The sequence below is a fragment of the Niallia sp. 01092 genome, from assembly GCF_052318935.1.
GTDB lineage: Bacteria > Bacillota > Bacilli > Bacillales > Cytobacillaceae > Niallia.
This window is the reverse complement of record NZ_JBQRKO010000024.1, coordinates 1-12,395: the sequence shown is the minus strand read 5'-3', so window position 1 is coordinate 12,395 and position 12,395 is coordinate 1. Positions and strand designations below refer to the sequence as shown.

Annotated in this window: 7 protein-coding genes; 6 read left to right on the top strand and 1 reads right to left on the bottom strand. The window is 35.4% G+C overall.

Features of this window, described 5'->3' with window-relative positions; genetic code table 11:
- Positions 1 to 65: 65 nt before the first annotated feature.
- On the bottom strand, positions 66 to 1,271 hold the full coding sequence (locus ACTXGU_RS18640) for an MFS transporter (RefSeq protein ID WP_443483032.1): 1,206 nt from the start codon (positions 1,269 to 1,271) through the stop codon (positions 66 to 68).
- 369 nt (positions 1,272 to 1,640) lie between these two features.
- Between ACTXGU_RS18640 and nirB (ACTXGU_RS18635) the strand changes: the two genes are divergently transcribed.
- From nirB (ACTXGU_RS18635) to cobA, 6 genes are all read left to right on the top strand, one after another.
- Complete coding sequence (nirB, locus tag ACTXGU_RS18635; RefSeq protein WP_443483031.1) at positions 1,641 to 4,001, top strand: nitrite reductase large subunit NirB; 2,361 nt, start codon at positions 1,641 to 1,643, stop codon at positions 3,999 to 4,001.
- A 322-nt stretch (positions 4,002 to 4,323) separates the two neighbouring features.
- Positions 4,324 to 6,462: an assimilatory nitrate reductase catalytic subunit NasC gene (gene nasC / locus ACTXGU_RS18630; protein ID WP_443483030.1), complete on the top strand. Its 2,139-nt coding sequence runs from the start codon at positions 4,324 to 4,326 to the stop codon at positions 6,460 to 6,462.
- Positions 6,463 to 6,812: 350 nt separating this feature from the next.
- Complete coding sequence (gene nirB / locus ACTXGU_RS18625) at positions 6,813 to 9,227, top strand: nitrite reductase large subunit NirB (RefSeq protein WP_443483029.1); 2,415 nt, start codon at positions 6,813 to 6,815, stop codon at positions 9,225 to 9,227.
- Positions 9,228 to 9,352: 125 nt separating this feature from the next.
- The gene (gene nirD, locus ACTXGU_RS18620) at positions 9,353 to 9,679 is read left to right on the top strand and encodes a nitrite reductase small subunit NirD (protein ID WP_443483028.1); all 327 of its coding nucleotides are present in this window, start codon (positions 9,353 to 9,355) and stop codon (positions 9,677 to 9,679) included.
- 119 nt (positions 9,680 to 9,798) lie between these two features.
- A complete protein-coding gene (locus tag ACTXGU_RS18615; protein WP_443483027.1) occupies positions 9,799 to 10,617 on the top strand; it encodes a uroporphyrinogen-III synthase in 819 nt (272 codons plus the stop codon).
- A 288-nt stretch (positions 10,618 to 10,905) separates the two neighbouring features.
- The gene (gene cobA, locus ACTXGU_RS18610) at positions 10,906 to 12,378 is read left to right on the top strand and encodes a uroporphyrinogen-III C-methyltransferase (RefSeq protein WP_443483026.1); all 1,473 of its coding nucleotides are present in this window, start codon (positions 10,906 to 10,908) and stop codon (positions 12,376 to 12,378) included.
- The last annotated feature ends 17 nt before the right edge of the window (positions 12,379 to 12,395 follow it).

Below are 12,395 nucleotides of genomic sequence, written 5' to 3'. Positions count from 1 at the left end.
CTTAAAAAAATGAAAAACGGACTAACTAGTTAAGTTAGTCCGTTTTTTTAGATAAGAAAATATCATTATATTTTTACTGCATCACCTTTAGTATCCCAATGTTTCTTCCAAGATAAATTAGCTACCATTAAAATCCCAAAAGCTGCTAAACCGATAAAGGAAAAAGTAAGGAATCCTGATGAATATGTATCTGTAAGCTGCTTTAATGTACCTAAAATATTAGGCAGGAAGAAGCCTCCGACTCCACCAGCTGCACCAACAATCCCAGTTACCATTCCAATTTCCTTTTGAAAGCGTTGTGGAACTAATTGGAATACTGCACCATTTCCCATTCCTAAACACATCATCCCAACAAAAAGTAAAGTAATAACAAGGCCAAGAGCAGGTAGCAGGCTAACACCAAACATACATAATGCTGCAACAATAAACAAAGTGGATAATAATTTTACTCCACCAATGCGGTCCGCAATAAAGCCTCCAACAGGTCGGAAAAAGCTTCCAGCAGCAACACATAATGTAACAAAATCACCAGCTTGTACAGAAGTTAATTGATATTGATCAACAAAGAAAATACCTAAAAAGCTAGCTAACCCAACAAAACCACCAAATGTTACGCCATACAGCAAACAAAAGTACCAAGTATCTTTAAATTTAAATACTTTGAAATAATTAGCAATCGGTTCAGGTTTCGGTTGAGAAGGAGCATTTTTTGCTAGAAGAGTAAAAATAATAAAAACAATTACTAATGGAATAAGTGCAAATCCCATTACACTATGCCAACCGAAATTTACGGCTAAACGAGGTCCAAATAATGTTGCGATTAATGTACCACTATTTCCAGCACCAGCGATTCCCATTGCTAATCCTTGCAAATGAGGAGGGTACCAGCGGCTTGTCATTGGTAAAGCAACAGAAAAGCTAGCTCCAGCTACTCCTAATAAAATTCCAATTGCATATAATTCAGGAAGAGATGTTCCTGCTAAAAATCCCCAAATCAAAGGTATCATCGTAACTAACATTCCAATAGTCGCGGTTTTCTTTGGACCGATTCGATCAGTTAAAATGCCTAGGATAATTCGGAAAAGAGACCCTGCTAATGTAGGAATCGCAACAACAAATCCTTTTTGTGCAGGTGATAAACCAAAGTCTTTAGAAATAAATACACCAAGTGCACCTAGCAAAACCCAAATCATAAAACTAATGTCAAAATATAAAAAAGAAGACAATAAGGTTTTGGGGTGACCACTTTTTCTTAATTCAGATAATCTCATTTTTATTTCCTCCTTGGTATTTAAAATAGTATGCAAATTTGAAAATACAAGTTGCTCACTGTTGCTTTAAAGTGATAAACTAGTAAACAATTTACATGTTTTGATTATAGTAGAGAGATTTAAAGTAGAAAAGGTTTATGTAAGAATATCTGACGTGGTTTTTTTATTTCTTCTTTACAGTAGATAAATTCTTAAAAAATGAAAAATTAAAAATAGTGCATTAAATCAAGTGGTTAAACGGTTTCAAAAAATATTTCTTGTTAGATTATATGACAATTTTATTCTCCTAAAGTTTATACTATGAAATAATGAAAGGTATGTATTTATTTGTTAACATTGTATGATTGAAAATTAAGGGGGTTTTTAACCATGAATAAACAGAAACTTGTAGTAATAGGGAATGGTATGGCTGGAGTTAGATGTATAGAAGAGATTATTAAAAATGATCCTGAAACATTTCAGATTACTATTATTGGAAGTGAGCCTCATACGAATTACAATCGAATTTTATTGTCCTCTGTTCTTCAAGGAGATACCTCCATTCAAGATATTATTTTAAATAATGATAAATGGTATGAAGAAAATAATATTAAACTTTTTTCAGGAGAGGCTGCAATAAAAGTTGACACAGATAAAAGATATGTATTAACTGATAAACAAAGGAAAATAGCATACGATAAACTTATTTTTGCTACTGGATCTTTGCCATTTGTACTTCCTCTACCAGGAATTCAAAAGGAAGGGGTCATTACTTTTCGAACGATCGAGGATTGTGAAAAAATAATTGAATCTTCTAATAAATATAAAAAAGCAATAGTAATTGGTGGTGGAATATTAGGTTTAGAAGCTGCAAGAGGTTTGCTTAATCTTGGTATGCAGGTAGATATTGTGCATAATGCAAATTTTTTAATGCAGCGGCAATTAGATCATACAGCATCAAAACTTTTGCAAAAAGAGTTGGAGCTTCAAGGCATGAACTTTCTACTAGGGAAAGATTCAGAAGAAATCTTAGGAAGTGCGCGCGTTGAAGGGATTCGATTTAAAGATGGAACAGAGGCAAAAGCGGATCTTATTGTAATGGCGGTAGGAGTTATCCCTAATATCCAATTGGCAAAAGATAGTGGAATAGAAACAAACAGGGCAATTGTAGTAAATGACTACTTGGAAACAAATATTTCTAATATTTATGCTGTTGGAGAATGTGTGGAACATAGGGGAATAGTATACGGATTAGTAAAGCCTCTATATGAGCAAGGTCAGGTTTTAGCGAAAAGAATTTGTGGCATCAACGGGGAAGGCTACAAAAGCTCTACTCTTTCCACTAAATTAAAAATTTCTGGTCTAGATGTATTCTCTGTTGGAAAAGTATATGAAGATGATACGACACAAGTAATTAAAATGTATGATGAAGTAGACGGCATTTATAAAAAAATACTATTTGAAGATGATAAATTAGTTGGAGCTATTTTATTTGGTGATACAAGGCAGGGTACAAAAATACTGGATATGGTTATAAAGAAAAAAGATATGCATCAACAGGAAAAGAATGCTTTGTTCCAAATGAATGCAGATGGACTAGATTCTTTTGCAGCTATGCCTCAAAGTGAAATGATCTGTAATTGCAATGGTGTTACAAAAGGAGCAATTATAGAAGCAGTTCAACAAAAGAATTTAACAACGGTTGAGGAAGTCAAACAATGTACGAAGGCTTCAGGATCTTGCGGTGGTTGTAAACCGCTTGTTGAGGATTTGCTACTATATATACAAAGTGATGACTTTGATGAGAAAATAGAAAAAAAATCTATGTGTACATGTACATCTTTAACAGAAGAAGAAGTGGTACATGAAATGCAAGCACAAAATCTGATATCTGTTCCAGATGTAATGAGTGCACTTAATTGGAAAAATCATAATGGATGCTCTGTTTGTAATCCTGCTCTCCATTATTATTTAGGAATGATCTATCCTGAATATGAAAGCTTGCAAGAAATATTCTATGTAAATGAAAAAATGAATGCAATTGCTCAAAGTGATGGTACTTACACCATTATTCCTCAAATGTACGGTGGTATAACAAGTGGAGCTCAATTAACAAAAATTGGGGAAGTCATAACAAAATATAAAATTAATGATGTTGCTGTTACGAGTGAACAAAGAATCCACTTAATGGGTGTGCCAAAAGAGCAAGTATTTGATGTTTGTAAAGATTTAGATATGCCATTAAGTTCTACCTTCGGAAATACCGTCCATCATATTAAAACATGTATCGGTGAACATATTTGTAAATGTGATAAACAAAAATCGTTGCAATTAGGGGTTCAACTTGAAAAACAAACTGAATTAATCATTACTCCTTACCGTGTGAAAATGGGAATATCTGCTTGTTTGCATAATGGTGCAGGTTCCACAACAAAAGATATCGGCGTTATTGGGGTTGATAGAGGATGGGAAATTTATGTTGGCGGCAGCAGTGGCCGAAATGTTCGTTCTGGAGAATTATTATGTGTTGCAGCAACAGAAGAAGAAGTGGTTGAGATGATTACAGGATTCATTCAATACTATCGAGAAACAGCAAATTATTTAGAGCGCACTTGGCAATGGATTGAAAGAGTAAACCTAGTGCATATTAGAGAGGTTTTATTCGAAAAAGACCTTAGAAAACAATTAATAAGTCGACTAAATATGGATATACAACAAAGAAAAAAACAAGTTGAAAAAAGCTTTTCTTAATTATTTAAGGCTGTTTTCTCAAAGTTTGTTGTTTTTTACGTGAAAAATGGGAGAAGAAGTACCCAGCAGACTGAATACACGTAGGCTCCTGTGGGAATGCGAGAAAGACGAGACCCCACAGGAGCGTATGCGACGAGGAGGCTCGACGCTCGCTAAACGGACGAAGTGTATTCAGGCTGCGAGTTAAAAGCAACAATCTATACGAAAACAGCCTTATTTAAAGATACCCTTAAGTAATTTACGAGGGAAAGTAAGCAGATGACAAATCAATTTGAATGATAAATTTATGAAGATCTAATTATGAAAGAAGGGGAGTGCGATAATGACTGATTTATTATTAAAGTATTTTCGTACACAGCAAAAGGAATTTCAATCAGAAAAAAGATACGATACACAATGTCCATTTTGCAGTATGCAATGTAAAATGCAATTATTGGAAGAATCAATTGTTTCAAGAAAAAAATATACTGCGATTGGAAAAAATAACCCAACATCAGAAGGGCGTTTATGCATTAAGGGAATGAATGCCCACCAACATGCACTTCAGCATGATCGGATAAAATATCCGCTATTAAAGGTGAATGGCGAGTTTATTCGTATTTCTTGGAGGGAAGCATTAAATACGATTAAAGAAAATTTCTCGAAAATTCAAAAAGAAGATGGGAAGAATGCGTTAGCAGTATATGGAAGTGCATCCATTACAAATGAAGAAGCTTACCTATTAGGAAAGTTTGCAAGAGTAGCCTTACAAACGAGATATATTGATTATAATGGCCGACTATGTATGTCAGCTGCTGCTACTGCAGCAGCTCAATGCTTTGGAATGGATAGAGGATTAACGAATACATTATCAGAAATTCCTTTTTCACGGGTCATTATACTAGCAGGAACAAATATTGCAGAATGCCAACCTACGATTATTCCATATTTTGAAAAAGCAAAAGAAAATGGCTGCTATATTATTGCAATAGATCCTCGTGAAACAGCTACTACTAATCTAGCCGACTTACATCTTAAGGTTAGACCTGGTACAGATGCTGCATTAGCAAATGGACTTTTGAAAGTAATCTTTGAAGAAAATTTAATAGATGAAACATTTATTAAAGAACGGGCAACTGGCTTTGACGAAGTAAAAGACTATATTTCTACTGTCAATCTCGAGGAAATTGCAGAATGGACAGGTGTACCTATTCAAGATATTAAAAAGGCAGGAATTAAATTTGGAAAAGAAGAATCTGGCATGATTTTTACAGCCAGAGGAGTAGAACAACAAACAGATGGGGTGGCAGCTGTACGCAATTTCTTAAATATTATTATTGCCACAGGTAAAATAGGGAAGACTTACTCTGGCTACGGTGCCATTACTGGACAAGGGAATGGTCAAGGAGCAAGAGAACATGGACAAAAGGCAGATCAATTGCCAGGATATCGTAGTATTGAAAATGAGGAACACCGTAAATATATTGCAAGCGTTTGGGGTGTTAAGGAAGAAGATATACCGCGTAAAGGTGTATCAGCATTTGAAATGTTTGAAAAAGCAGATCAAGGTGAAATAACAGGCATGTTTCTTATGTGCTCTAATCCTGTTGTTTCAAATCCAAACGCTAATTTGGTCAAAAGGGCGATAAAGAAATTAAAGTTTTTAGTTGCAGTGGATATGTTTGTTTCAGAAACTGCAAAATTAGCAGATTTAATCTTGCCAACTTCTTCTTACTTGGAAGATGAAGGAACGATGACTAACTTAGAGGGTCGTGTCATGCTTAGAGAAGCAAGTCGCCCATGCCCAGGTGAGGTGAAACATGATTGGCAAATTATTTGTGAAATAGCAAATGTTCTTGGAAAAGGAGAATATTTCTCTTATACAAAGGCAGAAGATATTTTTAATGAATTAAGAATAGCAAGCCGAGGCGGAATCGCTGATTATTATGGCATTACGTATGATCGTTTAAAAAAGGGAGAAGGTATTTTATGGCCTTGTCCTGACACGAATCATAGTGGAACGAGACGTCTGTTTGAGAATAGTTTTGCACATGATGATGGAAAAGCAAAAATGATAGTAGTCAAAAATAAGCCTGTTGTTTCAAAAGAGAGTGTAAGTACGGATTTTCCGTTGTATTTAACGACAGGAAGGGTTATGTCGCAGTACTTGACAGGAGTTCAAACGAGAAAAAGTGCTGCTTTATCAGCAAGAAACTTTGAATCGTATCTGGAAATTCACCCAAAAACTGCAGCAAAATACAATATTCCAAATAATGAATTAGTAAAAGTAGAGTCAAAACGAGGAAATATCGTTGTAAGAAGTAAATGGTCAGATAAAATTAGACCCGATACCGTGTTTGTTCCGATTCATTGGGCAGAATCTCAAAATGTAAATAAGCTGGTCTCTGGAGATTTAGATCCTACTTGTAAGATGCCTGGTTTTAAAGTAAGTGCAGTAAAAATTAGTCCTATAATAAATTAAATATATCGATAAAGAATAAGAAGCACTCTGATGTAGCAGTAAAAGATGGACATCAGTGTGCTTTTTGTTTTAAAAAGATTATCATGTTTCTTATTTTTTATATGAAAATGATGAAAATTCTGAATGAAAAAATTTTTATATTGAAAGGGGATACAACGCTGTTAATCCAACGTTTTTATTATTTTATTATTCGACAAAAAATGATTCTTCAAAAAAAAAAGTGTGTCAGAAAATATAACAAGTATATGAAAAACATCTTTTAATTATGATAAAGTAATAAAAAACAAGTATATGAAAAACATCTTTTAACTGTAAAAGACTTAATTGTAATTTCAAGGGGAGGAATTAAGATGAATAAAAAGAAATTAGTTCTTGTAGGAAATGGAATGGCTGGGGTAAGAGCAGTTGAAGAAATATTAAAATTATCAAAAGATCAATTTGAGATTACTATTTTTGGAAGTGAACCACATCCAAATTATAATAGAATTTTATTGTCAAAGGTGCTGCAAGGTGATACCGAAGTAAAAGATATAACATTAAATGACTGGGATTGGTATAAAGAAAATAATATTACTTTATATACGGGAGAAACAGTTACAAAAGTTGATGCAGAGAAAAAAGTAGTTATCACAGATTCTGGCAGAGTAGAAGCTTATGATGAACTTATTTTGGCAACTGGATCAGTGCCATTTATGCTTCCGATGCCTGGTGTAGAAAAGCAGGGAGTTACAGCATTCCGTGATATTAAAGATACGGATATTATGCTGGAAGCTTCAAAAAAATATAAAAAAGCTGCAGTAATTGGCGGAGGCTTGCTCGGGTTAGAAGCAGCCAGAGGATTATTGAATTTAGGAATGGATGTAACTGTCATCCACCTTGGACCTTTTTTAATGGAACGTCAGCTTGATCCAACAGCAGGTGGTCTTCTGCAAAAAGAGTTGGAAAAGCAAGGGATGAAGTTCTTGTTAGAAACACAAACAGAACAATTTTTAGGAAATGATAGAGTAGAAGGCTTAAAGTTTAAAGACGGATCGACATTAGATGCTGATTTAGTTGTGATGGCAGTAGGAATCAAACCAAATATTGAATTAGCAAAAAACAGCGGAATAGCAATTAATCGTGGCATTGTAGTCAATGACTACTTACAAACAGATATCCCGCATATTTATTCAGTTGGGGAATGCGCAGAGCATAGAGGAATACCTTATGGATTAGTTGCACCACTTTATGAGCAAGCAAAAGTATTAGCAAGCCATATATGCGGCCAAACTGCTAAACCATATGAAGGTTCTGTATTGTCCACGCAGTTAAAAGTATCAGGGGTTGAAGTTTTCTCAGCTGGTGATTTTACTGAAGATTCAGAGAAAAAAGCAATTAAAGTTTTCGATGAACAAGATGGAGTTTATAAGAAAATTGTCTTGAGAGGCAATCAAATTGTCGGCGCAGTGCTTTTTGGAGATAGCAGTGAAGGAAATCGTTTATTTTCCATGATTCAAAAAGAGGCAGATATTTCAGATACAGAAAAAATTTCTATTCTGCAGCCAATTGGCCAGGATTCTGGAACAAGTATGGTTGCAAGTATGACTGCTGATGAAATTATTTGTGGCTGTAACGGTGTATCAAAAGGTACGATTGTGGAAGCAATACAAGCACAAGGTTGTTCTTCTGTTGATGAAATAAAAGCATGCACAAGTGCTTCTCGTTCTTGTGGCGGATGTAAACCACTTGTTGCAGAGTTATTGCAGCATACACTTGGTTCAGAGTTTGACGCAGCTGCGCAAAAAGAAGCAATCTGTAGCTGTACAACTTTATCAAGAGATGAGGTTGTAGAAGAAATTAGAGCGAAAGGCTTAACACATACAAGAGAAGTAATGAGTGTTCTTGGATGGACTAGCCTAGAAGGATGTTCGAAATGTCGCCCGGCTCTCAACTATTATTTAACAATGGTAAATCCAATTAAACATGAAGATGAAAGAGATTCCCGTTTTGTTAATGAACGCATGCACGCAAATATTCAAAAAGATGGCACATATTCTGTAGTGCCACGCATGTACGGCGGAGTTACAAATCCAAATGATTTAAGAAGAATTGCAGATGTTGCAGATAAATATGAAATACCACTAGTGAAATTAACTGGTGGACAGCGCATCGACTTAATTGGAGTGAAAAAAGAAGATTTGCCGAAAGTATGGGAAGATTTAGATATGCCTTCAGGATTTGCGTACGGAAAATCTTTACGTACCGTTAAAACATGTGTTGGTGAACAATTCTGCCGTTTCGGTACACAAGATTCAATGGGACTTGGAATTCGATTAGAGAAAAAATTTGAAGGGTTGCAAACACCTCATAAAGTAAAAATGGCAGTATCCGCTTGTCCAAGAAGCTGTGCAGAGTCAGGATTTAAAGACATTGGCTTCATTGGCATCGACGGTGGATGGGAGTTATATGTTGGCGGAAACGGTGGTACGCATGTTCGTGGTGGAGACTTATTGTATAAAGTGAAAACAGAAGAAGAAGTTATGGAAGTAACTGGAGCATACTTGCAATATTATCGTGAAACAGCAAACTACTTAGAACGAACTTCTGCATGGATCGATCGTGTTGGCTTAGCGCATGTTCAATCAGTTCTTGACGATAAAGAGAAACGAAAAGAGTTAAATGCACGCATGGAAGAAACGCTATCCGTTTATAAAGATCCTTGGAAAGAAATTATTGAAAGCAAAAAAACGACAAAAGAATTATTTGAAAATGTAGTATTGTCTTAAGGGGAAACTTCCATCAGTGGGGCTTCATCTCCCACTGATGGTTAGGCCAACAGGAAGTAGGTCATACAGACGTTGACACAAGAAGTGGGCTAAAAATATGTAAAAACAGACGGAGGATGAAACCGATGGTGAACAAAGAGACGACAAAAATGCTTGTATGCAGTGTAGAGGAACTTCCAAAAAGTTTAGGTAAAACAGTTCAGTTTAAGGATAAAGAAATTGCTGTTTTTAGATTATCAGGAGGATCGATAAGAGCAGTTGAAAACCGATGTCCACATAAAGGTGGCGTATTAACAGAAGGTATCGTCAGTGGAGAGTTTGTATTTTGTCCAATGCACGACTGGAAAATATGCTTAGAAGATGGAAAGGTACAAGAACCTGATACAGGCTGTGTAAAAACATATAAAACGACAATTGAAGAAAATAATGTATATCTTCTTTTGGAAGATTAAGTATATAAAAACGATCAATGCATGCATAAAAAAGCATATAAAATATTAAAATTCATTTTCTCTTTGTATCAATAAAATGGTATAGTTAATTCAAAACTTATTGATATGGGGGTACTACTTTGAAACGTTTAGAAGGAAAGCGAATTGCATTAGCAGGACAACGAAAAGTGGAGGAGCTTAGTAAATTAATTATAAATTTAGGGGGGATACCACTTCCGCGTCCTGCACAAGGAACTGTTTATTTAGATGATTCTAATCTGGAAGAAGATATTAAACAATTAGTAGCGGGAAACTATGACTGGTTTATTTTTACAACCGGTGTAGGAACTGAAACACTGTACAAAACAGCAGAAAGAATGGAGCTTGGGGACGTATTTATTACAACCATTCAACAAGCAAAAGTGGCAGCTAGGGGATATAAAACAGTTAATATGTTAAAACGATTAAATGTTACCCCTGTAGTCCGTGATGATGATGGCAGTACAGTCGGATTAGTTAGATCTTTAGCTCCCCATGATTTGAAGGGATCCAAGGTGGCGCTTCAGTTGCATGGAGATCCTGCACCTAAATTGATCGAGCATCTTGAAAAACAACAAGCAGAATATAAAGAAATTCTTCCATATAAACATATTCCTCCAAAAGCGGAAGTATTGGAACAGCTTGTTACAGAAATTATATCAGGCGAAATTGATGCAGTTAATTTTACTAGTACGCCTCAAGCTCGTTTTTTATTTTCTTATGCGAAAGAAAAAGGTGTATATAATGAAGTGCTCAATGCTTTTTCAAATAAAGTAGTAGCGGTTGCTGTAGGAAAAGTTACTGCAGCTGCATTAAGAGAAGAAGGAGTTCAAAGAATGGTCATCCCACAAGAGGAAAGAATGGGGAGTGCCATTATTGCATTAGAACAGTACTATAAAGGAGAATATCAAATAAACTGATTTCTATATTATAGAAGGAACTAGTATTTTTCTTAAAAGGATAAGAAGCATAAAATTTTCAACTTAGATGAGTGTCTAGCTCCAGCGCCTAGCCCCTGTGAAAGATAACCTCTTGCCTCTAAAAGTAAAAAACACTTTTTGAGTCAAGAGAACATTTTTCTTCGGGGCTGAGCAAGGCGCCTGCGCTTTTCTAAACGCAAAATGTATGAAGTACGTTAATAATTGGAAGTTAATGCCGAACCCTTGCTAACGCTAGAAGTAGAAAAGGGATAGAGAGGATGACTGCATATGCAGAAAGGAAAAGTTTATTTAGTAGGTGCAGGTCCAGGAGACAGCGAATTAATTACGTTAAAAGGACTAGAAGCAATAAAGCGGGCTGATGTCATTCTTTATGATCGCCTTATTAATCCAACTTTATTGGAATATGCACATGCAGATTGTGAATTCATCTATTGTGGAAAGCTGCCACATCGGCATTTTCTTAAGCAAGATGTTATAAATAGTCTTTTAGTGGAGAAAGCATTGGAAGGGAAAACGGTTGTCCGTTTAAAGGGTGGCGATCCCAGTGTGTTTGGAAGAGTGGGCGAAGAAGCATTAGCTGTTGCTGAACACAACATTGAGTTTGAAATGGTTCCAGGGATAACGTCTGGTATTGCAGCTCCACTTTATGCAGGAATTCCTGTCACACATCGAGACTATGCAGGTTCTTTTGCAATTGTAACAGCACATGATAAAACACCGAATGGAAAGCCGGATATTGATTGGGCCGGACTTAGCAGCAGTGTGAAAACAATTGCCTTTTATATGGGAGTAAAAAATTTACAATATATTTGTGATAACCTTATAAAGCATGGGAAATCACCAAATACTCCTGCCATCATTATTCAATGGGGAACTTGGGGAAGACAAAAAAGCGTGGAAGGAACATTGTCCACGATTGCTGATCTTGTTCAAAAAGAGAATATTACGAACCCTGCGATAACACTTGTAGGTGATGTTATTGCTGCAAGAGAGAAAATAAGCTGGTTTGAGAAAAAAGCTCTATTTGGTCGACAAATGATTCTTATTCGAACAGGTACAGAAGAAAGCAGGTTAGCTAGCTCATTAAAAGAAAATGGAGCAGATGTTATTGAGTTTCCAAAATGGAAAAAGAAAAAAGCATCTATTGAACTAACACAATTAGATAAACTTTGTTCCTATGATAAAATATTATTTACGTCATCAGAAGCAGTAAATGATTTTTTTGCGATTTTATCAGAGCATAAAAAAGATATTCGATTCATTACCGCAACATTATATGGATTGTCTGTTAAAACAATAAGAGCACTAGAATCAAAAGGTTTAACTGCGTTATTAGATTCTGAAATATACAAAGGTGGAAAGATGTTGATTGTAGGTGATCAACATATAAAAGAAGACGAAGCAACGTATACATCAAATTATGGAAAAAGTGATTTGCTAATCACAAGCTATAAATTGATTGATACGAAGTTTACTCCCATTATCCAGCGTCAGTTAGAGGAAGCTACACTTGACACCATTGTGTTTCCAAGCAGTAAATCGGTACATGTTTTTATGAATGAATCTAGCAATTTAGGATTAGATAATTTAGCAGAAACATTAAAGGTTGTATGTATGGGAACAAAAACGAAGGAAACAGCAGAAAGTTATGGCATAATCCCGGATCAAATACCAGTTAAGCCGACATTAGAATCATTTATTCAATGTTTAATAGAAGATAATCAATTAGTTAAGATATGAAAAGAAGAGGGTATCCA

What these genes read in the sequence shown, in the direction of transcription:
- ACTXGU_RS18640 (WP_443483032.1), bottom strand. Translation starts at nt 1,271, where the DNA reads ATGAGATTATCTGAATTAAGAAAAAGTGGTCACCCCAAAACCTTATTG.
- nirB (WP_443483031.1), top strand. Translation starts at nt 1,641, where the DNA reads ATGAATAAACAGAAACTTGTAGTAATAGGGAATGGTATGGCTGGAGTT.
- nasC (WP_443483030.1), top strand. Translation starts at nt 4,324, where the DNA reads ATGACTGATTTATTATTAAAGTATTTTCGTACACAGCAAAAGGAATTT.
- nirB (WP_443483029.1), top strand. Translation starts at nt 6,813, where the DNA reads ATGAATAAAAAGAAATTAGTTCTTGTAGGAAATGGAATGGCTGGGGTA.
- nirD (WP_443483028.1), top strand. Translation starts at nt 9,353, where the DNA reads ATGGTGAACAAAGAGACGACAAAAATGCTTGTATGCAGTGTAGAGGAA.
- cobA (WP_443483026.1), top strand. Translation starts at nt 10,906, where the DNA reads ATGCAGAAAGGAAAAGTTTATTTAGTAGGTGCAGGTCCAGGAGACAGC.